Genomic DNA, 25,978 nt, shown 5'->3' on the forward strand with positions numbered 1-25,978 from the left:
CTCTGTAAATGAGGAGTCTTAATGCTGACTCAAGTATGGTTTAAAAACTACAAAGGTCTCCGTGATATTAAGCTTAATTTAGGCAGATTTAATGTCCTAGTCGGACCAAATGCTTGTGGTAAAACCTCTGTACTTGATGCCATTCGACAATTATCAATGGTTACATATAGGGATCCCTCTTTAGTATTTAATGGTTTATGGGATAAACGTGTTCTTTACAATCAAACTGCAAAGTCAAATACCATTTCTATTGGTGCTATCGGTGAAATGTTCAATAATGATATAAAATCAAACATAAAAGTTGAAGTTACTATTGATGTTGCCGCAAAACCACGTCCATTGCGTAAAGATGGCAATATAGATGGCCCTGATGGTGCTTTTAGTGTAGAAGCGGAGATTAATGATAAACCTCTAAATATCCCTAAAGGTCATCAAATTAATTGGGAATCTGCAGCTCATCCATTAGTCGAAGCTTTAAATTCTTCATATTTAAGACTTGATTATTTTAAACTTGCTGAACCAACATACTCAGATAGTATTATTCCTCAGTTAGAAGCTGGTGGTTTTGGTCTTGCTACAGTATTAAATAATATGCAAGCAAGTAACCCATCTGAATTTTCACAACTTATAGAAGATGTATGTTCAGTTGTACCTATAATAACATCAATTAGAACAACTAGAGTCCCTTTAAAAATAACCCGTCCACAAACTATTACTATTAATGGTCAAACTATAACTAATGAAATTAAAGAAGATGTAATCGGGCATCAAATATTACTCGATACTCAGTATGCCAAAAATATCCCTCCAAGTGGTATAAGCGAAGGTACTCTAATTGTACTTGGTATTCTTACTGAATTACATTCACAACCTTATGCAAAATTATTATTGCTTGATGATATTGAGCATGGCCTACATCCTAAAGCACAAAAAAATTTAATTGACCTATTACGGATTATACTTAATAAAAATTCTGATCTGCAAATAATCGCGACCTCTCATTCACCCTATCTTATAGACTCTCTTGAGCCTAGCGAAGTAATACTTTTTGATATTGGTGATGAAGGAGAAAGTATTGCTAAGCGTTTAATTGATCATCCAGATCATAAACATTGGCTTGAAACTATGACACCTGGTGAATTTTGGAGTTTTGCTGGTGAATCATGGGTAAAAGGTAAACAAGATAAGGATAAATAAAAATGAATGGGGGAATTTTTTTAAAATTCGGACTCGTTTGTGAAGGCAAAGGTGATGCAAGAACGATACCTTTAATTGTGTGGAGAGTTCTTTGTCATCAATTTGATTACCTTACTGATTATGATCCCTCATGCATTTCATGGCGCGGCCTTTCATCAAATAAAAATTATCTTCCTTGGGCACAAGTAAAAAGGATTTTTAAACTATCTAACTTAAAAATACATGGTAATTTTTCTGGTACTAGATCTACTGAATTTGTCAGTGCCCGTAAAGCATTGCTACTAATGCAAAAGGCTCATCATTCTGAGCCTATAGATCTTGTCTTTCTTATACGCGATGCTGACAAACTACCAGAGCAAAGATATGATGCATTAATTAATGCTTGTAATTCTTTTAAGTATCCCTTTTTCGTTGCTGTAGGTGTACCAATTGCCAAACGTGAATGTTGGGTTTTAGCTACTATTACCATTGAAATTGAAGATTTCGATTCACAATTGAAAACGAAAATAGCACAATTAGAAAAGGACCTTGGATTCAATCCTATTTTTAATTCACATCGTCTAAATGCTTCAGAGCCTAATGCCAAACGAAGTGCTAAGCGAGTCTTAAACCTATTAACAGATGATAATATTGCCCTTGAAGATACATGGATTAGTTCTGCGACACCTGAAATCTATATTAATCGAGGTATTAAAAATGGCCTCGCAATGTTTGTTCAAAATATTAAGAAACAACTGAGTCAATTATATAAAAAAAGAAAAATATGACCGATACACAATAAATTTAACTTGCTGCTAAATCTCAGTTTTCTGAGACATGATGGAAATATCAAGTTTATCGGTTGATAACAAACCTTAGATTATTCGCCATGGAGCTACCTTTGAACAGTATAATCGGTCAAAGCCTTATTTGGATAGCAATGATTGCTGCTTTCGCCGGAGTGCTATTAGGTTTTGTAACCGGCAAAAATCCTAGTCGCACTTCTATGCAATGGCTTTATCGGTTGGTGATGATTTTTTCGGGGGCCATGGTTGCTGCTAATGTTGTTATGGTAACTGCTCTTATAACCCATGACTTTTCTGTTAGTTATGTTGCTAAAGTTGGTAGCCGCTCAACTCCATTATCAATTACTATTGTATCTTTATGGTCAGCCCTTGAAGGTTCACTTCTATTTTGGGGCTTTATACTAGCTTTAGTTGTTGTCGCTTTTGCCCATATATGGCGCAAAAATTCTCCCCGACATATGGCATATGCTATCGGCACAATTCTTACGGTTTCACTTTTTTTTGCAATAATTATTGTTGGTCCGGCAAATCCGTTTACCGTCTTATCGCCGATACCCTTTGACGGCCCAGGACCAAATCCACTTTTGCAAAACCATCCATTAATGATTATTCACCCGCCACTACTATACTGTGGCTATGTTGCAATGGTGCTACCGTTTGCAATTGCTATTGCAGTCTTGCTAGCTGGTGAAACCAATTGGCCTTGGCTAAACATGCTACGTCAAACAATGCTAATTGCTTGGGGCTTTCTTGGCCTCGGTATTCTTACTGGGAGTTGGTGGTCATATGAAATATTAGGTTGGGGTGGTTATTGGTCTTGGGATCCCATAGAAAACGCTTCACTTATTCCTTGGCTAACGGCAACTGCTTGCCTACATGCAATTATAATTCAAAAACGCCAAAAGTTTTTAGCATTGTTAACATTAGCCTTAGCTATTATTACTTTTCTATTAACTATTTTCGGTACCTTTATAACTCGTAGTGGTATTATTAATTCCGTACATGCCTTTACTCAATCAACTATTGGTCCCACATTTCTTGCCTTTTTAGGGGTTATATCAATAGCTTCTTTAGCTTTACTCAGTAAACGTAATGTTCTTAACTCATCAACTATATCAACTACTAAATCTTATACGCTATTATCAAAACCTACTTTGCTTCTTATGGTTATTGCATTATTACTAACTTTTGCTTTTACCATACTTCTTGGCACTATATTTCCGTTATTTACTGAATTTATGCGTGGGGTTAAAATTTCAGTTGGCGCCCCTTATTTTAATAACATGTCTGTGCCCATTGTTATTTGCTTACTTATAATCTTAGCACTTAGTTACTTCGCCCCCTTCGAAGAAGTAAAAATAATTCACCCAAATTTTTTACTTATTTCATTATTTATCTCCAGTATAACATTTATTCTATTTTTGTTAACCGGCATCCGCCCCATATTTGCCGATTTTATTTTTTCACTTTGTGCTTTTGCTGCAACTGGTATCTTACTAAGTTTTACTTATGTATTCTCAATCAATAAAATTGATAGTACTGAAAACAAAAACCATCGATGTTGGTCTAAATATTTTTTAACTCGTTTCTTAGGGATGCAGCTAATTCATCTTTCTTTTATTATCATTGTTGCTGCAGTCTGTGGTTCGCATTTTTATAAACAAACTTACGAGTTCTCACTTACACCAGGGTCAAACCAATCCATTAACAATTATAAACTCACTTATGTAAAAGCATCGTTGTTAAAAGAACCACATCGCCAAGCAATAAATACAAAAATTAAACTTGAACAAAATAACAAAATTTTCTCTTTTTTATATCCATCACTAGTTTATTACCAAACTCAACGTGAACCTCTTGGTGTACCTCATATTTTGACTATTAATTACCGCGATTTATATTTATCACTTATATCGTTCAACCATGACGATAATAAAGCTTCGTTTAAATTTTTTATCATTCCACTTATTTCTTGGTTATGGTTGACTATACCGCTAATAGGTGTTGGAACTATTTTGTTGATAAGTTTTAAAAATAAATCTTCCGTAGACTAAATAATTAACTAAAAAGGACTAATATAATGAATTGGCGACTGTTTAGTATTACGAGCATTGCAGTCGTATTTTTATTAGTAATTTTATTTATGGGTTTTTTTTATGACCCTCATGCAGTACCTTCTGTTTTAGTCAATAGACCCGCACCATCATTTTCACTTATTGAACACCAAGGTACAAATTGGAATTTACTTCAAAACCAAGGCAAACCTATCGTTATCAATTTTTGGGCAAGTTGGTGTCAACCTTGTATTGACGAATTGGCAACACTTGCAAAATTATCACAAGACTATAAAGAACGGATAACTTTCATAGGTATTCTATATCAAGACACTACTGAAAATGCGCAAGCAATATTACATGAATATTCTCAATATTTTCCACAATTACTAGACCACGCCGGTCTTGTTGCAATTGATTATGGGGTAGCTGGCATACCAGAAAGTTTTATCATCGATAGTAAAGGTATTATTCGCCAAAAAATCGTTGGCATTATTAACCCTGATCAATTACGCCATGATCTTGACATATTACTAATGAGTAATTCGACGCCATGAATATATATTTTATTATTACCCTTTGCTTAACTGCAAATCTCAACTCTACAAATGCAAATAATATTCATCCAGTTAATCCTGTAATTGAGCAAATTGGCCGTGAGCTACGCTGTCCGGTATGCCAAGGAGTGCCAATTGGTGAATCACCGGCACCAATGGCCCATTCAATGATGCATAAAGTACGTGAACTACACGCTCAAGGAAAATCCCGTGAAGAAATATTACAATACTTTGTTGAACGATATGGTGAATGGGTATTGCTTAACCCAACCACCAAAGGCATTAATTGGCTGCTATGGCTATTACCACTTATAATTTTTATATTTTCAATATCGGCAATCTATTTTTATATTTCAACTCAAAAAAAAGTTGATCGCATAAATCAATCAATAACTCATAACACCGCCGCAAAAGAGCAAAATACTTATAATAACAACGCATCGGCTAACAATATAACTATTTCATCATTACCAAAGCACAAACATTTCGTCAAATTATTACCATTTGCTATTTATTTTCTTTTGCTACTAGGTTTTGTATTATTTTCTTTATATACATCTTTATTTTCTTCAAAATCATCTTCATCAGATCAATCGGTTAAGCAACAAAATTCTTCCTCCTCACTACCTCCGCTTTTTATTACTGCCGCACCTATTGATGCGAATGAATGGCAAAATTTAATTGATAAAATATCAAAAGAACCAAATAATGTTGATTTATTAGTAAGAATGGGACATTTGTTGATCATTGATAGAATGTATGAAGAAGCACAACTTGTTACTGAACGAGCTTTAAAAATAAATAGCAGCAATTTTGAAGCTCGCATTCATGCTGCCGCGCTAATCGCGCTTACTGATCCTCAGACCGCACTCAATAAGCTTTATGAATTGTTACAAACTAATCCCAACTTTGCTAATGGTTGGTTACTGCATGGTACTATTAGTATGTGGTCAGGTCATATTGACCTTATGTATGATAGCTTTAACAAATATATAGAAACTGCCCCTGATGGAAATGATAAAACCTTTATTATAAATATGCTGCAACAACTAAAATCTACTAGTCGCTTTTCGCGGCCCCACAAGAATTAAACGCATGCCCTTATCAATTCTCTCTACAACTAAAAAACCTTTAGTCTTTAATGCCTTAACTAACTCGGTTAAAGCGTCGTTGACTGTCTTACCTTGTAAAAAGATTGACATTCGCGCTTCTTGTTGATCGCATTTCATCTCCGGCATCATTAATACTCGTGCATTACGTGCCGTTTGATTTAAAGCCATTGCAATATGACATACTGATACATTGGCAAAACCGTCTCGCGGGTTTGGCATTGAGCGCTTACCGGGATAACCATCTCCATCTAAATCATAATGTAAATCACCTAACCAATTACCGTTAAAAAACTCTAGTTGCCAATTAACATAATCACGAGCATCGAGATTGGCTGCCATACCACCTACAAGTAAACTAAGTAGTTCAGCTCTACGGCCAGTCCGGTCATTTAAGTTAGGCGAATCAAGCATTGCATTCCAGCGTGCTACAAACCATTCAATCAAATCTGCTGCTCCTTGAGCACGCACTTGTCTTAGTACCGCTGCATATCGCTTAGCTGCTTGGGTATGACGTTTGCGAATATCTGGATCAAGCTTACCAATATCATTATTTTCTTGCACCGCTGGATGCTTAATTGCCCATTGCAATTCACCAATTTTACGTTTTGCGTTTACTAATTCATTTTCTAAAGCGGCTATACGAGCTTTGGCTTCATCTGGACTTTCAGGCGCTAAAAACACTCCAATTAAAGCACCAACACTTATCAAAGCTGTTCCAATAATAAGCCTATTTAATAACTGGCGTTTAGCAGGAGGTAATTGACCTGCAACTTTGCGATTAGGCTGGTTGTCAATCTCGTTCATTTTTTTTACCGTATGATCGCTATGGTATTTGTGAGGTTGAATTTAACAATAATGGTGGATCCCCTTTGCGACCTACTTTAGTCCAAAGATCATGAGGTATTTCCCAACCATCCGGATTATCATCAACCTTCCAACGTCGATGCAACCATAGCCATTGCTCTGGCACTTTTCGTATCCAACCTTCAATTACACGATTTAAGCGTTCAGTGTTATAACGAATATTGTCAGCATTCTCCTTATATGGTGTTTCAAGTATGAATGGTGGATCTACATGAAATAAATGATGTCCATTTTGATCAAGTCTTTCAATATGGCAAGTAATAATAGTAGCACCAGTCTCCATGGCAAATCGCACTGGAGCTGGTGAAGTTGCTGCTAAATGATTAAAGAAATCACACACAATAGCACGATGTCGCGCCATGTGTTGGTCAACAGCAAACGCAACTATTTCATTACGCGCTAAACTAGCACGAATTTCATTTTTTGAATTACGTGGTGCAATTTGACGAACTCCGGTACGATCACGAACCGCATACCAAAAATCTCGCGCCGGTTTCCAAGCAATATCTTTAAATACTACCGCCAACGGCAAACCCATTAAAGGGCCGCTACAAGCTAATAAATCAAAACTACCAATATGAGCAGTAACACAGACAATACCTTTGCCACGCGCTAAACCAGCTTCAAGATGTTCAAAACCTTCTCGTTTAATTAATTGTTCAATCTGTTTGTCACTCAAATACGGAAGTCGCAAACTCTCAACCCCATACATTGCCCAATGACGAGTTGTTGCTCGCAAAATACGCTTTTGCGCTTTGGCATCAAGCGAACCCTTAAAAACACGAGAAATATTCTGCCGCGCCACTTTAAGACGAATGGGAATGCCCCAATACCATAGCCAACTAAAAAATCGCCCAATCCTCAAAGACCAATTGAGGGGCAGCGCAGAAAATATGCGGCTTAAAAAAAGAACAATGGCTAAAACCTCCACTTTATAGAACTAATTTGGCTTTGCGATCGCATAAAGATCGTAATTATACAACTATGATAATTACGCTGAGGTTGTACAGATCTGTACTATAAAATTGAAGCAATAATCTAAATCAGTAATGAATTAGCGAGAACAATGACCGCCTGGGCAATAAGATGACATAACAACATTTTCACATAAATGAATAAAAAGTGTATCCCATATAAGTTTTCACATTTCCCATCTCGGTTGCACGTTATAGAAGATGTACAGCTTTTCCCAACTTATTAGCAAGTGCGTTATGAACTACCCGTATATAATCAATTAGTATTAGTTCGTTGGAATTACCTGTATCTACGACAATAATATTGTTTGGTTGTGCAATTACCGTTTTTTCTGCAGCATAGCTGACTCTCACTGGCAATATGATTACTATAGAGTCATTTACAAAAGTCTTACAAAAGCTCATTATCGTCACTCCTACGAAAGTGGGATTCCATAACTAGCTGATATTGCATAACATTATGGATTCCCGCTTTCGAGACGTTATATTTGCTATAATTAGAGCTATTTGCGATGCGGTAACAATACGATAATAATGAAGTAATGGAGCGATCGGAAAAAAAATACCCCAAAATTCTATCCTTTTTGGCCATAAAATTACCCTACACATATGGCGGTTTTCACCCATCATGCAAAGCCCAACCTGAATGATTTCGATCACTTACGCTTGTGTACGCTAAAAAGTTAACAGCGCAAATAGCTCAATTATTAATTGCATTGACTTTTGCAAGTGGCTCTATAGTAATAAAAAAAATATTGCACATAAGAATAAATGTTTTATTTTGCATACTATGCCCCTATTAATAATAATTGTAATTATGGCGCGTTCATATGCATTTGCGGTGACCATCTACGGGTTTCGCCAGCAGTTAACGTTATAGTATATGCAACAGCCTGCCAACCATCACGCTGTGCTTGTAATTTATATTTACCCGCTGGCAATTCAATAATTAATGGTGTTGTACCATAAGTTTTACCATTAATTGTAATGTTCGCCCATGTGCTTGTTGAAATAATCTCGAGAACGGCTGAATTTTTATTAAGTGGAGTTTCTTTATTCTGATTATCTTTTAACTTATTTTTCTTAGGAACTTTCTTATTGTTAATGACAGATTCTTTGTTCGTAATAACTTTGCGATTAGCTCCTAGAGAAGTTGCTGGTTTAATAGCAGATGCAGGGATCACAGAGGTTTGTACTGGCGGCATATAATTTACCGGTGCCCCAGCACTAGTTTCAACTGATTGAATTTTTATTGGCTGATTATCTGTTGCTATACCAAAATATAATTTATGCACTTCTTGCGAATTTTGAGGGAAATAATTCCAAGCTAAAAATATACTTATAGCCGCTAAAACAGCTATTGTCATACTAATGACAACTAAGACTTTACGCCTGATGGGCAAAATTGCAGATTGCTGTTTAAGATAAGTCTTAGAAATTTTGTCGTTGTTTGTTTTTGGTTTAGCAATCTCTGTTGACGGAGTATTCTCATTTGCTACTAGTGATGAATTCTTTATATTGGGTAATTCTAAAGTAACTCTTTTATTAACACCTATGGCTGCTGAACCTTCTGGCCATAACTTTTGCATGAGTGAGCGTAAATCATAGTCATTAGGTTCTTTTGCGATGTTTAACAAAACAGCTTGCAGTTGTTTAGCAAGTTCATAAGCTGAAGCAGTACGCTTGAAAATATCACGTTCAAGCGTTGCCATAATAATATCATCAAGCTCTTTAGATACATTAGGATTGTGTTTTGATGCAGGTTCAATTTTAGGCTCGGGACCAATCACTGCTAGTAAGGTTGCCGATTCATTTTGTCGTCTAAATCCCTGTATTGAAAGCAATAGCTTTAATGAACGTAGCGAAAAATTAAAACACTTTGCTTCACTGATTGGAGCTGAAACTATAGTTGGTGTGCGTATTGAAAAAGCTCCTGACCATGATGCTTACATTGTAACTGAAGCTGCAGAAGTATCAGTCGGCACTAAGCATAACGGTGCTGCAATTAAATTAGTTGATGGTCAACCATCACCTAGTGCCCTTGCTGAGTTGTGGGAGGTGCTTTCAGGCTCACCAAATAAACTATTTGAGTTATCGCAAGCCAGAAGTCAATTAAATACATTGGCTGTAGTGCCAACCCCACCACCACCGCCGCCACGCTGGATGCGGCCAGCATCTTTTATCACTGGTGTGATCGCATTGGGTTTCGGTGGATTAATGGTCTATGAAGGAGTCAAAGCCCATAATGCAAATAAACGAGCTGATGCTGCACACACATCACAAGGCTCAATTGCTATGGGTAGTAACGATACTTATGATAAGGCTATTAAAGATGCTGATGCTGCAAATCAAGCCATGCTCTATAGCGCTGGAGCAACTTTGCTTTTTGGCAGTGCTGCAGGGGTACTATGGTATTGGTCACGCGAGCCCAAGCCGTTTGTAGTAAGGTTTTAATGAATCTGTACTGGTGACTTTCGACTGATCGTGGTTCCATCACCTAACTCACCATAGGAGTTATCCCCCCAAGCCCAAAGAGTACCATCAGTTTTTATTGCTGCTGTATGGTTACCTCCAGCTGATATAGAGGTCCAGGTATCAACGCCTATCTGTATTGGAGTATGGCTGTCGTTAGTCGTTCCGTTACCAAATTGACCTGCTTCGTTCCAACCCCAAGCCCAAAGAATACCTTTAGAATTGATTCCAACGGTGTAAAAATAGCTAGCAACTATGGTATCCCAAGTGTCCGTGCCAATCTTCACCGGAGCATTATGTCTATTTGTTGTACCATCACCGAGCTGGCCCATTGAGTTATCACCCCACGACCACAAAGTCCCGTTAGTATCAATCGCCGCTGTATGAGTGTGACCAGCGGTCACGGTGTTCCATAAATTGTTGCCGATTCGTGTCGGAGCATGGCGAAAAACATCATTTGAGCCAATACCAAGCTCACCCTCATTATTGTTTCCCCACGCCCATAGGGTTTTATCTTCTTTAATTGCTGCCGTGTGAGCATAGCCAGCAGATACAATATTCCATACTTGTGTGCCTCCAATCTGTATGGGAGTAGGGGAATTATTTGTTGTTCCGTCACCGAGCTGACCATAAAGGTTTTCTCCCCATGCCCATAAAGTCTTATCAGCATTAATGGTCATGCTATGATGATTGCCACCCGCTACAGCAAGTCCTATCATTGCACAGCTTACAAAAATGTTCATAATATCTCCATCTGCGATAGTGCCTGTACCATTAGTAACGGCACAGATCTGTTCTGGGCTATTTGGTCGGTTGCTCTGCAACCGTGATCTCGTACCATGCACCGAAGGAGAGGGAGGCCTCATCAATAAGTATCTCGACGGGATCACTGTTGTTACTTGTTGGTACCGCCACAATTTTATGTGGCGTTCATTGTGTATCTGATAATACGAGTCCACTACCTGTAAGACCAGTAACCCGTACACTTAAGCTGTATGCTGTTTTTGAGCAGTTAACCGATATATCTGAGATGTCTTCGCTGGCAATAGTGCCTGTACCATTAGATACAGAGCAAATTAGCCCATTAGGTTGACCGCTTGTATTTACCGAATAATCTTCACCACTAGTCACAAGACTCTTAAACTGAAAACTTGTTTTACCTGAGTCTACCACAAACACAGCAGTCGCATCATTTAGAGAAAGAACTAAACCAGAACTTGTGGCATCATATCCAGATATGGTCCCACCAACTTTGTACTGGTTAGTAATGCAGTCTACATAAACAGTTGCATCAACCCCAGCAATTTTACCAGTCCCATTAGTTACCGTGCAGGTTTGACAGGGGTTAATCGGCTGTGACTTTACAGTGACTTCATATGCAATACCGCTGTCACTAAGGGGTACAAGCGTTGAAACCATTGCCTCTTGCTTAACGCTCCGATCAGGTTGGCCGCTTATTGCCAGAACTAAACCAGAGCCCTTTAAGCCACTAATATTAGCTTTAACCGCATATTGATTGGTAGTGCAGGCGACATTAACAGTAGTATCAGCTAGCAATGCACCACTGCCATTATCTATGGTGCAAGTCTGCCAAGGATCTGTGGGTTGAGCTAAAATATCAATAAGATAAGAAGCGCCAGAGGCAATTGGCCCTGACACCATAACCGTACCATTAGTATCGATATTAACTGTTTTATAAGTGCTCTGTATTTCACCTAATACTAAACCACTACCAACTAAGCCGGTAACAGTAGCGCTCACTTGATAAGTAATATCAGAACAGGTGATCACAATATCAGAGACATCATTACCAAAAATTACCCCTTGCCCATTAGAGACGGTGCACGTCTGCGCAGGCATTTTTGGCTGCGTTTTTACCGTTACGTTATAAGAGTAACCATCGGGCGCTTTAACTAACGGATGCGTGCCATCTTTTAATATCGCCAGGTTGGCAGTACCATTTTCTTGTAGGACTAAACCAGAACCATTAAGCCCTGTAACAGTTACTTCAATTTTATAATAAACAGTGTGATCTGGTTGAAAACATCCGGTACTAACACCTAAAAATAAAACCACAAAAATCTTTATTGCGAGCGACCAACGCGCGCTGAAAATAAAAAAACGACTAAACATTTCAACCCCCTAAATTAATTGCAAAAGCGAAGAACTATTTTGTGATATTGTACGCAATTCGTCAAGCCGAATTAGAGACGAGCCCTAATTAATTTGGAGTAACAAGCATATGCTCTCAAATATTCCACGTATAGGCATTACCTGCGATTTTGATACTGCTTTGAATAAACATGGTTTACCATCACCCCAATACACTTTATCTGAAGATTATGTTAATGCGGTTTTGGCTTCCGGCGGTGAACCTTGGTTATTACCGCATTTACCTATCGATCACGCAGAAAAAGTAGTTGAGCAACTTGATGGTCTTATAATTTCTGGAGGATTTTTCGATGTACCTCCTTCTTTCTATGGCGAAGCCATTAGACGAGTTGATGGTATTCGCGAAGTTCGCAGTGCTTTTGAGCGAGCCTTGATCCTACAAGCACGTAAAATTCTGTTGCCACTGCTCGGTATTTGCGGCGGGATGCAAATTATTAATGTTGCACTGGGGGGAACACTTTACCAAGACGACTCAGAAAGACCTGACACTCAAGAACATGAACAACCTCGCCCTAAAACCTACACTTATCACAATATAAATATTAGCGAAAAAAGTCGCTTAGCAAAAGTAGTGCAAACTTTAGAACTCGAGGTCAATAGTACTCACCATCAAATGGTACGTAATCTCGGCAGCGATCTTCACGTCAGTGCCGTTGCTCCTGATGGGGTAATAGAAGCAATCGAAACTAATGATTCCCACTTTTTGTTAGGGGTACAGTGGCATCCCGAAGCTTTATTAAAAAACCAAAAGCAGCTTGCTATCTACCAAGGGTTAATTAGCGCAGCTCGTGAACGTGGCTAAATTTATACATTTGCAGGTGCCGCATTATCAAAACGCGTATATTCTTTAAAGAAGCGCAGTTTTACTATATCAGTTGGGCCATTACGCTGTTTACCAACAATGATCTCGGCAATACCTTTATCGGCGCTTTCAGTGTTGTAATACTCATCACGATATACAAAACAAATAACGTCTGCGTCTTGTTCAATGGCGCCTGATTCTCTTAAATCTGAAAGCATTGGGTGTTTATCTTGCCTTTGTTCAAGCGATCGATTTAGCTGCGAAAGTGCAACAACTGGTACCGCAAGCTCTTTGGCCAATGCTTTTAAACCACGTGATATTTCTGAAATCTCCCGCTCTCGTCCTTCATTTCCAGCACGGCCACGCATAAGCTGCAAATAATCTACAATAATTAATCCTAAACCTTTTTCAGCCTGCAGGCGCCGGGCCTTGGCGCGCATTTCTAAAATACCAATCGCACCGGTGTCATCAAGGTATACTGGAGCTTCTGCAAGTATACCTGCAGCTTTAGCAAGTTTTGGCCAATCACTATCTTTTAAGAAACCTCCACGTAGCCGTTGACTATCTATTCTGGCCTCTGCACAAAGCATACGCATAACCAGTTGCTCTTTTGACATTTCTAATGAAAATATTGCAACCGGTGTTTGGGCACGCACTGCAGCATTTAAACCTACATTTAATGCAAATGCCGTTTTACCCATTGAAGGTCGTCCAGCTATGATTATCAAATCAGATGGCTGAAAACCAGAAGTAACTCGGTCAAGATCAACAAAGCCTGTGGGAATACCAGTAACCGCCTCTTTGCGTTCATAAAGCGTTTCAATGTGTTTAAAAGCTGTCTTTACCGCTTCTTTTAACGGGGTAAACCCACGGTGCTCACGCGCTCTGGTAATTTCGAATATTTTGGCTTCAGCTTGATCCAGTAAAAGCTCTATTTCACCGCCTTCATAACCTTGGCCAGCTATCGCAGTCGCTGCCGTAATTAAACGCCGCGATAATGAATTATCACGTACGATATTTGCATAATGAATAGCATTAGCTGCGGTTGGGACACTTTCGGTTAATGCTGCAACATAGCTTGCACCGCCAGCAACATCGAGTTGCGCCATATGGCGAAGTTGCGCAATAGTGGTTACTTCATCAATAGGTTCATTACGTTCAAATAATGCCTGCATTGCTTCGAAAATTCGCGCATGATTGACTCGATAAAAATCATCAGCCGTCACTAACGATATAACTTCACTAGCCGCGCCGCCATCGAGCATCATTGCACCAAGTACACTACGTTCGGCGTCGAGATCTTGTGGTGGTAGACGTCCTACCCGTTCAAGCTTGTTTTCCTCTGCGGTCATAAATTCTACTCACCCAATTATACCGTCATTTATTTTTTAACAACCCGCATAAGTAGTACTATTATGCCCCCAATTTTTACCTTCAATATTCATCATAATTATTGATACTCGCTCTCCATTTATATTTAATGTTTTTTGCAATAAACTGCAGAGTTTTTCAGATAATTCATGATTAACTTCAGCAGTTAATCCGCCAATACTTCGTACTTCTATAAAAGCAGCAGGGCCGGGTTTTCCGGCCCTAAAAATAGTCACGCCATCACGTACAATTGCCATTTGATAATTTTCTGATTTACCAATGGTTTCAGCGCATAGCTTTGATAACTGGGCGCAAAGAGATTCTTGTTGTTCTTTAGTTAATGTCTCAGTAGTCTCAAGACGAATACACGGCATAACTAATCTCCTTTTTTGGCCTTAGCGTAATAATATTTTGCTAGAAGTAAATGAACGTAGCTAGCATATCCATATTCATATGGTTTGTCATCAAGTGTAGTTTGTATTTTTATAGTTTCTAATAGTTTTGCCAAAAAGACTTTCTCATTTCTTTGCTCTAATGCTGCTTCAGCTTCGTTTATTAGTTCTTTTGCTTCTCCATAGCCGTTAGCTGAAACACTCTGACTAAAAATAGGTACAACAAAAGATAAAATAACTACAATAAATATATTCTTTCGTTGTATGTATCGCATCTCTTTTATTCTTTAGTTTAAGGAATATATAATCCATTCATGTCATAATAATTTATGCCTTCATACCCCCCAAAAAAAGTATTGAGCTAAATATAGATATTTCTAACTTGTTTATTAGCAATCGTGAAGTCAGATGCTATGAAAAGTCATTTAAGTATTGAGTAAAATTTGAAAATGCAAAAGATGTGATTACTAACTTGTTTAGAGTCAAGTTTCTGCAACGATCTGGACTTTTACTTCAGCGGTAACTGCTGCGCGTAACTTAATACCAACTTTAAAATCGCCAAGTTGTTTTAAAGGTTCTGGCAATACTACTTTTTTACGATCGATATTAATGCCCTTTTCACTTAAGGCTTGTGCAATATCATGGCTCGTAACCGAACCAAACAACTTATCTTGCTCACCAACCTTACGCGCAAATACAAGTGTCAAAGAGCTAACTTGCTTGGCAGCCTCTGCTGATAGAGCTTTAGCCTTTTGCAGACGAAATGATACAAGGCGTTTTTCATGTTCGAGTCGTGCTTTATTTTTGCTTGAAGCAGGAATGGCAACCTTATGTGGAATAAGAAAATTACGTCCAAATCCTGGCTTAACATTGACAAGATCACCGATCTCGCCGAGGTTTGGTACATCCTCGATGAGAATGACTTCCATGGTATTCTCCTTAGCTAACTTCTATCAGGCCCCGCTTACCATATATGGTAATAGTGCTAATTGACGTGCACGTTTAACTGCTTCGGTAACTTTGCGTTGATGTTTTGCACAATTGCCCGAAATACGTCTTGGCACAATTTTGCCTCGCTCACTAATGAAATATTTTAGTGAGGCGGCATCACGGTAATCAATAGCGATTTCTTTCTCGCTACAAAACCTGCATGCACGACGTCTACGAAAATTGCCGCCACGCCCCCCACGTTCATCAAGTTCGCCGCGCTCGCCATTCTTTATGTCTTCACTCATTAGCTGCTCCTCAACGAGTATTTAGTCAGAAGTTAAGTCGTCCTCATCATCTATTTCGTTCTCATCATCGAGATCCTCCTCGTATTCTTCGCTGCTATTTATTTCTTCAACAGCCTCTAATTTCTCTTCGCGTTCTGCTATATCATCAGACTCGTATTTTGGTTTAACATAAGTTTTTTCATCACGAGTCGTAGCATCAATCTCTATTGCCGTACGAATTGTCTCGTAACGTAAAATGCTGTCAGAAATGCGTAAATTACGCTCTAATTCAGCAACTAGACCTTTTTGGCCTAAATACTGGGTATGTATAAAAATACCACGCACTTGCTTTTTAATTTCATAAGCAAGTTTTTTCTTACCCCAATGATTGATTGCGATAAGCTTTCCACCTTGACTCTTAACTACCTCACGAACACGGTCGATAGTGCTTTCAATAGCTTCACCACTAAGATCAGGACGCATCACCATCGTCGTTTCATACTCGGTCATCAACATTGTCTAGTCACTCCATAAGTCACGCATTGTTATCATGGCGGTTGAAATAATTCATCGCCACTTGCGTACCATCCTCGATAATACTCACGACCGCTTTAGCCGCTAAAGCAATCGCATCGTCTATATGGCTTTGCTCCCTTTTGTCAAAACTTGATAACACATAATCAGCACCAGCCATGTTTATGCTCGGCTTGCCAATACCAAGCCGCACTCGCACAAACTCTTTTCCAACATGGGTAATGATCGAGCGCAGGCCATTATGCCCACCATGACCACCACCAATCTTTATGCGCACCACACCTGGCGCAAAGTCGAGCTCGTCATGTACTACAATCAGATCTTTTAGATCTAACTTATAATAATGCAGCAAACTTCCTACTGCATCGCCCGACAAATTCATATACGTCATGGGTTTAGCAAATAATACATCGCTAGACCCAATCGCTAATTTTACCACCCGAGCACCAATAAGCGACTTCCATGAACAACAACCAATGCCGCTTACAATTTGGTCAAGAACACGAAACCCAACATTATGTCGGGTTTTTTCGTATTCTTTGCCCGGATTACCAAGGCCGACAACCAACAACATATAACCTCACATGGTATTGTTTAGTTGGTTATTTCTTAGCCTTATCCTCCTTGACTTCACCCTTATCAACCGCAGCCGGAGCCGCTGCTGTCGCTACCGCACCTTCAACAACTGCAGCTTCTGCTGCTGGTTGTGGTGTACTTTCTTCTTCAGCAGCTACCATTGTTGCAATAGTTTGGTCGAGACGACCATGAACCTTTACCCCTTCAGGTAAAGTAAGTTCACTAGCTTTTATCGAGTTACCAATATCTAAGGCAGATACATCAACCGTAATATTCTCTGGGATGGCAGTAGGAAGACATTCGACCTCAAGACGACGTACTATTTGCTGTAAAATGCCACCTGCCAACAATCCCGCTGGCTTACCAATGAGTTCAACATGCACATCTACATGAATTGGTTTCTTCATATCAAGGGCATATAAATCTACATGCAAAGTGTTTTGCGTATATGGATCAATTTGTATTTCACGTATCAGGGCTTTGAATGGAATCGAATCGCCCTCGACCTTGACATCATAAACATGGCTTGAGCCATATTGCTGACGTTGTAAACCAAATATATGTGGATCAAGCGCCAATAAACGTGTTGGTAAGTTTGGTCCATATGCAATTGCTGGAATTTGACCAGCTTTACGAATTTTATGGGTAGCGCCTTTACCACAGTTTAAACGTGGTTGCGCTTCAATAGTATCTGTCATTTGAGGCATAAACAAAGCTCCTTCTTTTCTTCTAAGCCGCCTCATACAAAAAGCGAGCTAACTGATTCTCCTAGATGAATACGCCGCATAGCTTTGGCTATTAAAGGTGCTGTTGATAGCACCGCAATCTTGCTACTAGCCATCGCTTCTTCACGCATGGGTACAGTATCTGTAACAACAAACTGATCTATTGGCGAACGTTCAATACGTTCCATCGCCGGACCAGAAAAAACTGCATGTGTTGTATATGCAAAAACACGACGAGCACCCTTATCTTTTAGCGCGCTGGCTGCTTCTGTCACTGTCCCTGCAGTATCGACCATATCATCGACTAAAATAGCATCTAGACCCTCTACCTCACCAATAAGATTCATAATTTTGGCAATATTCGGTTGTGGCCGACGTTTGTCAACAATAGCTAACATAGCACCATGACGCTTAGAAAAAGCTCGGGCACGTTCGACGCCACCTGCATCAGGAGACACTATTACTGATTCTTCAGGTGAGTGAAACTCTTTCATGTGCTCAAGTAACACTGGCATGGCAAATAGATTATCAACTGGAATATTAAAAAAACCTTGGATTTGCCCTGCATGCAGATCAATAGAAAGCACCCGCGTAGCACCAGCAGTTGTAATAATATCGCTAACTAACTTAGCAGTAATTGGGGTTCGAGGCGCAGCTTTGCGATCTTGGCGTGCATATCCATAATACGGAATAACCGCACAAATACTATTTGCTGATGCACGTTTTAATGCATCTATCATTATCAGCAATTCAATTATGTGATCATTTGCAGGCGATGATGTCGATTGAATAACAAAAACTTCGGCACCACGTACATTTTCGCCAATCTCGACGAACATTTCACCATCAGAAAAGCGAACATTACGAGCTGCACCTAAAGGTACATCAAGGCACTCGCATATCTTGCGCGCAAGCTGCGGATTAGAGCTCCCGGCAAAGATTTTTATGTTATGTTCACTCGGCATGCATGCCAAACCTTGTTAATACCACCCAAAAAACCACGAAGTGGCTGGGGCGCCAGGATTTGAACCTGGGAATGTCGGAATCAAAATCCGATGCCTTACCAAGCTTGGCTACGCCCCAATACGCTCACCTAATCGCTTCAACACCTAGCAAAGAGCGCGCAGAAGTAGCAATTACCGTGAACTGTGTCAATATCAGCGAGCAATATGGCTGCTTGGCTGACAAAAAGCCGCGATCGTCCAATTACTTAGCAAATTCGTAATCGGTAATTAAAGCCTGGCCCTGATAAGTTCGATGGCAATAACCGACGCCCTAATAGAGCATTAAAAAGCCCGAGTCTAGGCTCGGGCTTAATAATAAAATTAATCATAACAAACTAGGGGGTGTCCCTAATTATTTATTTTTTTGCTTTACGTTTACCTTTTTTAGCAGCTTTACCAGGTTTTTTAGAGGGTTTCTCTGAAAATTGCGCAGCATTAATTTTCCAACCATCAGCTGTTTTGCTTAGCGGTATTTCAATTTTTTTGGCTTTTTTCCCTTTGCCCTGAGCCAGCGGAACCATAGCCGCATCACCCTCGACCACTGGTTCTCCAGCAGTACCCTTCGCTAATGCTGCAACCAGACGTTTTTTAGCTTTTGCTGGTGCTATTTCACCTTCAATTAAAGCATTAAGTGCTTCTTGGTCTTTGCCTTTGGCGGCAGCAATAGCTTTTTCAATAACCACTTTAGGGGAAACCTCGGGTTCTGCAGGAGAAAAAGCTACTGCTTTGTCAGCGGTTGCGCCTTCGGCGGCTGGTTTATCAGTAGCAGCGCCTTCAGCAGCTGGTTTGTCAGTAGCAGCGCCTTCGGCAGCTGCTTTGTCAGCGGTTGCGCCTTCGGCGGCTGGTTTATCAGCGGCAGCGCCTTCGGCAGCTGGCTGCTCTGCTGCTTGCTCACCCTCTTGACAAGCGTACAAACCAAAAACCGACATGGATAACGATAGCACACCGACAAGAACGCGCAGCTTCATGAAATGGCTCCTTAATGACTCGACAAAGTATCGAGTGATAAAGCTAAAGTTGTGGTACCTACTAAAACTAATATTACAAACTCGTACTTAAGAAACATAATTAAATCAAGTTAGCCGCACTATTGGCTGTAAGCAATCTTTGTTTCACGTTCTTTAAAAAATCTTAAAGCAAGAAAGTACGCGCCTCACAAATAAATTGTGAGGCGCATTTTAACAAGGATAGTTATGAGTGCGCCATCGCTGTTTCGTATTGTTGAACTTCATCCTCCCAAGTTTCGCGTGCGGTAGTCATATTTTTCCGTGCTGTTTCAGCCCTCGCTTTCTTGGCTTGTTTGCGACGATTACTAGTATTTAAGCGACGATCACGCTCACGTTTAACCTGTTCGAGCAAACGATCGTGAGCTAGATCAATGGCTTTATACATATCTTCATCTACCTCAACTAAATTAATTGTTTTGCCTCTAGGCATTACTACAGTTACTCGACATTCTTTATTCTTGCCATCACGGACATGACCAATCGCGTTAAGCTCTATATCAATACGCATAGACGGTTTATCAATAATACGCATTAGAGCATTTCCAAGCTTCTGTTCTGCATGCTCCTTTAATGATGGAGTAAGATTCATATGCCGAGCCTTTACGATTACTATCATGCATGTCTCCTAGAACTGGTACTTAAAGACCAACGACAACCTGTCGTTGGCCAAAATAAATGAAGAAAATTTGGAAGATAAAATAAAAGAAATGCTAGGTGGTTTAGCCACAAGATGTGAAGTCCAGGCATAAAAGGCGCGCTGGCTTGCAACCAAAGCTCCCAATCCAAAACTTCTCTCCCCCAACTTTTATAGTTTAGCCTATGTGAATTAGAATTACCTATAAATAAGATGAACCCCGGTACACATAGACGCAAGTATCTAATTAACGATTTTCCGTAAAAAAAAATTCCTTTTATTTTTCAAGAAAATAGGACTTATCTATCGCTTATGAAGGCAGGGTAAACTTTTCGGGCGCGGCAAGCAACGCCCCTACTAGTTCATTTGGGCGGTTTTGGGGGGTTCGCCAACACGTACCATTACTTCTGCCAGGCCATCGATTAACATTTGAATGCGGTTACGAACTTTTTGGGCGGCAAGTAGTTTTTGCTGCAGATCACTATCAGATATAACTGCTGCAGCTAGTACATCAGCAATTTGTACAGGGTCAGGAGTTGAACGTAGAACTTCACCTAGCTGAGCATCTTTATCTTCTAAAGAAGTACGCAAACTCATAATGCAACTTTCAAGACGTCCTAATTCAAGAGAAGCTTCTTCAAGATCTTTTTCAGTTGGTAAGGGCATAAGTTCAACATGAAATCGACGGTAGCGCTCTGAAGGTATTTCCTTAATAATATTCATACGTTGTACGCCCTGAATCAGCACATTATATGAATCATTGGCCAATTTTTCGGCATGAATAATTCTGCCAACACAACCAACAGCACATACTTTTGCTAAAGATTCTGTTGGTCCACTGGTGGGATCAAGTCTAACAACACCAACAATAGCTTCACTAGCAATTGCATCTTCTAACAATAAAACTATATCACTATCAGTTACATGCAAGGGTAAAACAGTACCAGGAAACAACACTGTCGTTGCCATAGGCATGACAGCCAAGTGCGAAAATATATTTGTGCCAAATTTTTCTTTATCCACGCTTGTAAGCGTTAACAAGGTAAAGAGTTGTGAGCAAGCAGGTATGTGCAATATCTGCCTTTTTTTTGCATGTGTGACAATGTATGTACTAAACTAGTTATTATGGAGCAATTCTCCAACTTAGAAACGGTGCTATCGCGGATAGAAACTCGCCTGAGCGCCATAGAACAAAAAATCGACAGTTTGACCATGGCCCGGCGAAAATCCATGGAATGGATCGCGCAATTATCTGAGCATATAAATTCGCTTGATAGTTTTCGTGAAGAAGTACGCGCCAGCCTTGAACCACTGTTTGCCAAAGTCGAAAGCTGCGAAGATAATGTTCGTATTCTTCGCCATGCAACTAGCGATATGTCACGACGGCTTGATGACGCAGATAACCATCGCGTACATAAAGCTACGATTGTCTAAATTTATTTGTATTAGCTATAGCTTACCAATTCAGCCATAATTGCGGCAATGACGCATAACAAATACCCCGTTATTATTATTGGTGCAGGTATTACTGGTTTAGCAGCAGCACATGTGTTGGGTAAAAATTGCTGTGTTGTTGAACAAGAAAAAGAAGTAGGTGGTCTATTACGTTCTTTTACTCGTCATGGTTGTACTTTTGATATTACTGGTCATTGGCTGCATTTTCGTGATCGGCAAATTAAACAATTTGTACAAGATATATTAGGGGATAATTTAATAAATATAGAGCGTCGCGCTTCTATTTATAGCAATGGCATCACCACCCCTTACCCCTTTCAGGCTAATACTTTTGGCCGACCCGCTTCAGTTATTGCTGACTGTTTATTAGGTTATTTTGCCGCTCGTGAAAAATGCCCTCCGGCTGATACAACCAATAATCAAAATTCATTTGCAGATTTCATTAATAACAAGCTTGGTTATGGTTTCGCCAAACATTTTATGACTCCATACAATACCAAGTTGTGGACAGTGCCTCCCAATGAATTTGATGCACGCTGGTGTGAACGATTTATCCCAACCCCTACTCCAGAAGAAGTAATATATGGCGCACTAGAACCAAGCGGCGCTGGGCATCGTCTTGGTTATAATGCGCAATTTTTATACCCAAAAAATGGAGGCATCGCACAATTAGTAAAAAAACTTAAAAATAAATGTACCGGCGCAATTTATACTGAAAGTACTGTAGTAAAAGTTGATTGGAATAAACAACAACTAATCACCGCTAACGGTGAAGTGTTTGAATATAATAGTTTAATTTCAACAGCGCCACTTGATGCCTTAATAAATATGTTAATAGAACCACCCAATATAGTTATTGATGCCGCAAAAAACTTACGGGCAGCAAGTGTTACTTATTGGGATGTTGTTCTGGCAAATAAAAACCAAGCAAATGATGCGCATTGGACGTATTATCCTGATGCCGAAATAGCATTTTATCGCGTGGGTTCTCCATCGGCAGTATTGCCTTCACTTGCCCCGGGCTGCCGCACACTATGTGTTGAACTTAGTCATCCTCGCGGTTCAAACATAACTGTGACTACAGATAATATAATAGCAAGCTTACGTGCTGTTGGCCTGATAGCCAAAGATGAAACGCCAATATTATGTGAGCAAAATACTATTGAATGCGCTTATGTAATTATGGACCATAATTATGGTAAGTCTCGCAACAACGTTTTTGATTGGCTTAAAAATAATAAAATTTTTTCAATAGGTCGCTATGGTAGTTGGACTTATGATTCAATGGAAGGTGCTATATTTGAAGGGCTGCAAACTGCAAAAGAAATATTGATCAATTTTTGCTAATAAGGCGGTGGACAATACCACCATAACCATACCAACAGTAATAAACCTAAAAAAATCACACCTGCACCAAGTACTAAAGCTATATTTAATGTACTTTCAATCATAATAAATCCAATAGCCGCGCCAGCAATGCCCACCAAGTAAGTTGTTAAAGCAATTTGCCGTGCTGACCAACCACGATGTTGCAAACGCAAGGCAAAATGATCGCCACTACCATGCCATGGTGCAGCTCGGCGCACGATACGTGCCAAACTAACTAAAGCCATTTCTAAAATGGGAATAAATAATAAAACTCCTGGCACAATTATACTAGCAATGTTTTGCCGTGTATAAGCGGCAATCATTGATAGTGCCGCCAGCATAAAACCAACTAAGAGACTACCAGCATCACCGAGATAAATACGCGCTTTGGGAAAATTAAATTTTAAAAAACCAATAAGACTACCAGCAAGGGCCACAGCAGTGGTGGCAACTAGAATGTTGCCATTTCGCCATGCGATCCATCCTAAGGCCAATGCTGCAATCGCACCTACACCTGAGGCAAGACCGTCGGCAACATCTATAATATTAACAGCATTAGTTATGAAAACTAACCACAATACTGTAACTAAGTAGCTTAAACCTTCTGGCAATATTTCAAGTTGTACTGCAATACCGCTTTTAATAAGCACGAATGCCGCTAAAAATTGCCCGGCTAGTTTTAGCCAAGGCGGCAGCACCTTCATATCATCAAATAGACCAAGCATTACCATTATTGTGCTGCCAAGCAATAAACCCAATAGATAAGCGCTAAACTCATAAATTATGGCTAGGGTTATAAGAAAGGTGAGATAAATCGCTATACCACCTAAATATGGTATTGGTTCATGCTGACGCTTGAGCTTACCATCAGGATGATCAAGCACACCAAAACGCATTGCACCCTGGCGTACAATAGGAGTGAGATAAAGACTTAAAACTATGGCAAAAGTAAATGTTACGAATAAATGCAAGATACCTTGAGGCATCAAATAGCCTTTCGGCGAGCAAATAAAATAATGGCTAATACTAAGGCACAACTAGCATATGCAAAAGCATAAACGGTCGCAAAAAAAGTAAAGGCCGCTGGCACCGCTAAATTATTGGCAGCTTGCAAACGTAACGATAGTGCTTGTAAATCTGGAAGTACTGCATGGGCAGCATATAAAAACCAACTAAATATCGGAGAGCTATCAATAAGCTTGTCAGCAAGTAAGACTATATCGTTAGTGAAGTTCCCAGCGACTACTACAGTAATGCTATAAGTGGCTGCAAAAACTGGGGAGGCAAAGCATGAAAATAAAAGAGACAAAGCTGTAACCACAATCATTTCAAGACAAGCAAGCCAAATGCTTGCAGCAAAAGCTTGCGGCAATTTATCACCGTACATCCACACGGCTAATGCTGTAGCAAACAACAGCAAGAGCACAATCATAACCATAGTCGTTAGCACGCCGATGTATTTGCCAAGAACGAAAGCGCTTCGTGGCAGAGGTCGTGCTAATACCGGATAAGCGCTATGGCGCTCTAACTCACGACCAAAAGAGATAATCATAAGCGCGACCGCCATTAAACTACCCATGGCACTTGCAGCAGCTAAACCAACATCCACAATAAGGCGCGCTCGTTCACCCATTGAGACTGCCGCTAGCGTTACCGAAAAACCTACCAAAGCTACACCAAACATAACAGCAACAACCAAAATACGATTACGTATTGATTCTAAAAAAGTTGTTATGGCAATGGCTAGGGTAGCTGAAAAATATCGTCTCATAACGCACTTGCCTCAATCTTATTAAGCGATTCTGCTACAAAGACCTCTTCAAGTGAACGCCGCTGCGTCTGCACCGCCACTATTTGCGCTTGTGCTTTTCGTAATGTATCAATGATTTGATTAGCCGCATCGCTGTTTTGCGCCACAAAAACATCTGCATCAAAACGCTGGCTGCTCACTAGCGCTAAAGCGGCGGCGGCTTGACGAGCTTTTTTATTGCAGCCTTGAGCGATAATTTCAACACTCGCAGCAGTTTCTTCAAGTAAAGTATCAATAGTACCTAACTTTCGTACACTACCCTCAACTAGTATAGCCACCCGATCACAAATTGATTCGACATCAGGCAAAATATGGGTTGAAAAAAATACTGTTTTACCTGCAGCTTTTAAATTTAACATGATCTGCCGCACATCGTGCCTGCCGATGGGGTCAAGTCCACTCATTGGTTCATCAAGAATCACTAGCTCAGGCTCAGCTATTAGTGATTGGCCTAAACCAACACGTTGTTGCATTCCCTTTGACATGCCCCCCAAACGTTCATGCGCTACAGCGCGCATGCCAACAAGTTCTAAAACTTTATCAATACGCTGTAACGATTGTTTGGGCGATAAACCAGCAAGTATGCCGTGTAACAATAATAATTCATGCGCACTAAGATACTCAGGAAAATATGCACGTTCAGGCATAAAACCAATACGCTTGCGTGTTGCTACTTGCGTTACTGGTGCGCCAAAAATCTGCACCACCCCCTTTTTAGGTTTAAGCAAACCTAATAACGCTTTAATGGTAGTGGTTTTACCGGCACCGTTTGGCCCTAAAAATCCAAATATTTCACCTGGGGCTACATTAAAACTGACCCCGCGTAAAACGGTTTTACGTCGTGACCAAAAATGCGGCTGGACACAATAATGTAAGTCTTCAATCAAAATCGGATTCAC

Annotated in this window: 30 protein-coding genes and 1 tRNA gene; 9 read left to right on the forward strand and 22 right to left on the reverse strand. The window is 39.9% G+C overall.

Going from position 1 to position 25,978, the window contains the following annotated elements; all coding sequences use genetic code 11:
• Positions 1 to 21: 21 nt before the first annotated feature.
• The 5 genes from JW841_18075 (at position 22) to JW841_18095 (ending at position 5,684) form a co-directional block, all read left to right on the forward strand.
• The gene (locus JW841_18075) at positions 22 to 1,197 is read left to right on the forward strand and encodes an AAA family ATPase (protein ID MBN1962844.1); all 1,176 of its coding nucleotides are present in this window, start codon (positions 22 to 24) and stop codon (positions 1,195 to 1,197) included.
• Positions 1,198 to 1,199: 2 nt separating this feature from the next.
• Positions 1,200 to 1,964 (forward strand): hypothetical protein, encoded by a 765-nt coding sequence (locus JW841_18080; protein MBN1962845.1) that lies wholly within the window; start codon positions 1,200 to 1,202, stop codon positions 1,962 to 1,964.
• A 113-nt stretch (positions 1,965 to 2,077) separates the two neighbouring features.
• Positions 2,078 to 4,036, forward strand: coding sequence for a heme lyase CcmF/NrfE family subunit (locus JW841_18085; protein MBN1962846.1), 1,959 nt, complete (start codon positions 2,078 to 2,080; stop codon positions 4,034 to 4,036).
• Positions 4,037 to 4,062: 26 nt separating this feature from the next.
• A complete protein-coding gene (locus JW841_18090; protein ID MBN1962847.1) occupies positions 4,063 to 4,593 on the forward strand; it encodes a TlpA family protein disulfide reductase in 531 nt (176 codons plus the stop codon).
• Complete coding sequence (locus JW841_18095; GenBank protein ID MBN1962848.1) at positions 4,590 to 5,684, forward strand: cytochrome c-type biogenesis protein CcmH; 1,095 nt, start codon at positions 4,590 to 4,592, stop codon at positions 5,682 to 5,684. The genes JW841_18090 and JW841_18095 overlap by 4 nt, the downstream gene beginning before the upstream one ends.
• Here the strand turns inward: JW841_18095 and JW841_18100 are convergent.
• The 4 genes from JW841_18100 to JW841_18115 form a co-directional block, all read right to left on the reverse strand.
• Positions 5,643 to 6,509 carry a hypothetical protein gene (locus JW841_18100; GenBank protein MBN1962849.1) on the reverse strand — a complete coding sequence of 289 codons (867 nt, stop codon included), beginning with the start codon at positions 6,507 to 6,509 and terminating at the stop codon, positions 5,643 to 5,645. The two genes, JW841_18095 and JW841_18100, sit on opposite strands and share 42 nt — an antisense overlap.
• Positions 6,510 to 6,528: 19 nt before the next feature.
• Positions 6,529 to 7,500 carry a lysophospholipid acyltransferase family protein gene (locus tag JW841_18105; protein ID MBN1962850.1) on the reverse strand — a complete coding sequence of 324 codons (972 nt, stop codon included), beginning with the start codon at positions 7,498 to 7,500 and terminating at the stop codon, positions 6,529 to 6,531.
• A gap of 235 nt (positions 7,501 to 7,735) precedes the next feature.
• A complete protein-coding gene (locus JW841_18110; protein MBN1962851.1) occupies positions 7,736 to 7,948 on the reverse strand; it encodes a hypothetical protein in 213 nt (70 codons plus the stop codon).
• A 410-nt stretch (positions 7,949 to 8,358) separates the two neighbouring features.
• A complete protein-coding gene (locus tag JW841_18115) occupies positions 8,359 to 9,255 on the reverse strand; it encodes a PEGA domain-containing protein (GenBank protein ID MBN1962852.1) in 897 nt (298 codons plus the stop codon).
• Here JW841_18115 and JW841_18120 point away from each other — a divergent pair.
• Positions 9,227 to 9,997 carry a hypothetical protein gene (locus JW841_18120; protein MBN1962853.1) on the forward strand — a complete coding sequence of 257 codons (771 nt, stop codon included), beginning with the start codon at positions 9,227 to 9,229 and terminating at the stop codon, positions 9,995 to 9,997. The genes JW841_18115 and JW841_18120 overlap by 29 nt on opposite strands.
• On the opposite strand, the gene JW841_18125 is transcribed toward JW841_18120, so the two are convergent.
• Complete coding sequence (locus JW841_18125; GenBank protein MBN1962854.1) at positions 9,994 to 10,839, reverse strand: hypothetical protein; 846 nt, start codon at positions 10,837 to 10,839, stop codon at positions 9,994 to 9,996. The genes JW841_18120 and JW841_18125 overlap by 4 nt on opposite strands.
• Positions 10,840 to 10,945: 106 nt before the next feature.
• On the reverse strand, positions 10,946 to 12,148 hold the full coding sequence (locus JW841_18130) for a hypothetical protein (GenBank protein ID MBN1962855.1): 1,203 nt from the start codon (positions 12,146 to 12,148) through the stop codon (positions 10,946 to 10,948).
• A 109-nt stretch (positions 12,149 to 12,257) separates the two neighbouring features.
• On the opposite strand from JW841_18130, the gene JW841_18135 reads away from it, so the two are divergent.
• On the forward strand, positions 12,258 to 12,989 hold the full coding sequence (locus JW841_18135; protein ID MBN1962856.1) for a gamma-glutamyl-gamma-aminobutyrate hydrolase family protein: 732 nt from the start codon (positions 12,258 to 12,260) through the stop codon (positions 12,987 to 12,989).
• Between the two features lie 2 nt (positions 12,990 to 12,991).
• On the opposite strand, the gene dnaB is transcribed toward JW841_18135, so the two are convergent.
• The 13 genes from dnaB to JW841_18200 form a co-directional block, all read right to left on the reverse strand.
• Complete coding sequence (dnaB, locus tag JW841_18140) at positions 12,992 to 14,341, reverse strand: replicative DNA helicase (protein MBN1962857.1); 1,350 nt, start codon at positions 14,339 to 14,341, stop codon at positions 12,992 to 12,994.
• 36 nt (positions 14,342 to 14,377) lie between these two features.
• Positions 14,378 to 14,734, reverse strand: a complete 357-nt coding sequence (locus JW841_18145) for a hypothetical protein (GenBank protein MBN1962858.1) — start codon at positions 14,732 to 14,734, stop codon at positions 14,378 to 14,380.
• 2 nt (positions 14,735 to 14,736) lie between these two features.
• Positions 14,737 to 15,027 carry a hypothetical protein gene (locus tag JW841_18150; protein MBN1962859.1) on the reverse strand — a complete coding sequence of 97 codons (291 nt, stop codon included), beginning with the start codon at positions 15,025 to 15,027 and terminating at the stop codon, positions 14,737 to 14,739.
• A 207-nt stretch (positions 15,028 to 15,234) separates the two neighbouring features.
• Positions 15,235 to 15,681 carry a 50S ribosomal protein L9 gene (locus JW841_18155; protein MBN1962860.1) on the reverse strand — a complete coding sequence of 149 codons (447 nt, stop codon included), beginning with the start codon at positions 15,679 to 15,681 and terminating at the stop codon, positions 15,235 to 15,237.
• Between the two features lie 24 nt (positions 15,682 to 15,705).
• The gene (locus tag JW841_18160) at positions 15,706 to 15,987 is read right to left on the reverse strand and encodes a 30S ribosomal protein S18 (GenBank protein MBN1962861.1); all 282 of its coding nucleotides are present in this window, start codon (positions 15,985 to 15,987) and stop codon (positions 15,706 to 15,708) included.
• Positions 15,988 to 16,008: 21 nt separating this feature from the next.
• Positions 16,009 to 16,482: a 30S ribosomal protein S6 gene (gene rpsF, locus JW841_18165; protein MBN1962862.1), complete on the reverse strand. Its 474-nt coding sequence runs from the start codon at positions 16,480 to 16,482 to the stop codon at positions 16,009 to 16,011.
• Between the two features lie 19 nt (positions 16,483 to 16,501).
• Positions 16,502 to 17,074: an aminoacyl-tRNA hydrolase gene (locus JW841_18170; GenBank protein ID MBN1962863.1), complete on the reverse strand. Its 573-nt coding sequence runs from the start codon at positions 17,072 to 17,074 to the stop codon at positions 16,502 to 16,504.
• A 28-nt stretch (positions 17,075 to 17,102) separates the two neighbouring features.
• On the reverse strand, positions 17,103 to 17,783 hold the full coding sequence (locus JW841_18175; GenBank protein ID MBN1962864.1) for a 50S ribosomal protein L25: 681 nt from the start codon (positions 17,781 to 17,783) through the stop codon (positions 17,103 to 17,105).
• Between the two features lie 32 nt (positions 17,784 to 17,815).
• A complete protein-coding gene (locus tag JW841_18180; GenBank protein ID MBN1962865.1) occupies positions 17,816 to 18,766 on the reverse strand; it encodes a ribose-phosphate pyrophosphokinase in 951 nt (316 codons plus the stop codon).
• A 41-nt stretch (positions 18,767 to 18,807) separates the two neighbouring features.
• Positions 18,808 to 18,884 (reverse strand) — tRNA-Gln (locus JW841_18185).
• A 277-nt stretch (positions 18,885 to 19,161) separates the two neighbouring features.
• Positions 19,162 to 19,773, reverse strand: coding sequence for a hypothetical protein (locus JW841_18190; protein ID MBN1962866.1), 612 nt, complete (start codon positions 19,771 to 19,773; stop codon positions 19,162 to 19,164).
• A 223-nt stretch (positions 19,774 to 19,996) separates the two neighbouring features.
• Positions 19,997 to 20,428, reverse strand: coding sequence for a ribosome-associated translation inhibitor RaiA (gene raiA / locus JW841_18195; GenBank protein ID MBN1962867.1), 432 nt, complete (start codon positions 20,426 to 20,428; stop codon positions 19,997 to 19,999).
• A gap of 375 nt (positions 20,429 to 20,803) precedes the next feature.
• The gene (locus JW841_18200; GenBank protein MBN1962868.1) at positions 20,804 to 21,469 is read right to left on the reverse strand and encodes an LON peptidase substrate-binding domain-containing protein; all 666 of its coding nucleotides are present in this window, start codon (positions 21,467 to 21,469) and stop codon (positions 20,804 to 20,806) included.
• Between the two features lie 102 nt (positions 21,470 to 21,571).
• Here JW841_18200 and JW841_18205 point away from each other — a divergent pair, with 102 nt between their 5' ends.
• Both JW841_18205 and JW841_18210 read left to right on the forward strand, forming a co-directional pair.
• Positions 21,572 to 21,880, forward strand: a complete 309-nt coding sequence (locus JW841_18205; protein ID MBN1962869.1) for a hypothetical protein — start codon at positions 21,572 to 21,574, stop codon at positions 21,878 to 21,880.
• 48 nt (positions 21,881 to 21,928) lie between these two features.
• Positions 21,929 to 23,248, forward strand: coding sequence for an FAD-dependent oxidoreductase (locus JW841_18210; protein MBN1962870.1), 1,320 nt, complete (start codon positions 21,929 to 21,931; stop codon positions 23,246 to 23,248).
• On the opposite strand, the gene JW841_18215 is transcribed toward JW841_18210, so the two are convergent.
• Genes JW841_18215 through JW841_18225 form a run of 3 tightly spaced genes read right to left on the reverse strand, consistent with a single transcriptional unit; the run spans position 23,245 to position 25,978 of the window.
• Positions 23,245 to 24,255, reverse strand: a complete 1,011-nt coding sequence (locus JW841_18215) for an undecaprenyl/decaprenyl-phosphate alpha-N-acetylglucosaminyl 1-phosphate transferase (protein ID MBN1962871.1) — start codon at positions 24,253 to 24,255, stop codon at positions 23,245 to 23,247. The genes JW841_18210 and JW841_18215 overlap by 4 nt on opposite strands.
• Positions 24,255 to 25,040, reverse strand: coding sequence for a hypothetical protein (locus tag JW841_18220; GenBank protein ID MBN1962872.1), 786 nt, complete (start codon positions 25,038 to 25,040; stop codon positions 24,255 to 24,257). The genes JW841_18215 and JW841_18220 overlap by 1 nt, the downstream gene beginning before the upstream one ends.
• Positions 25,037 to 25,978, reverse strand: a complete 942-nt coding sequence (locus tag JW841_18225; protein MBN1962873.1) for an ABC transporter ATP-binding protein — start codon at positions 25,976 to 25,978, stop codon at positions 25,037 to 25,039. The genes JW841_18220 and JW841_18225 overlap by 4 nt, the downstream gene beginning before the upstream one ends.

The organism is Deltaproteobacteria bacterium (assembly GCA_016931625.1).
GTDB lineage: Bacteria > Myxococcota > XYA12-FULL-58-9 > XYA12-FULL-58-9 > JAFGEK01 > JAFGEK01.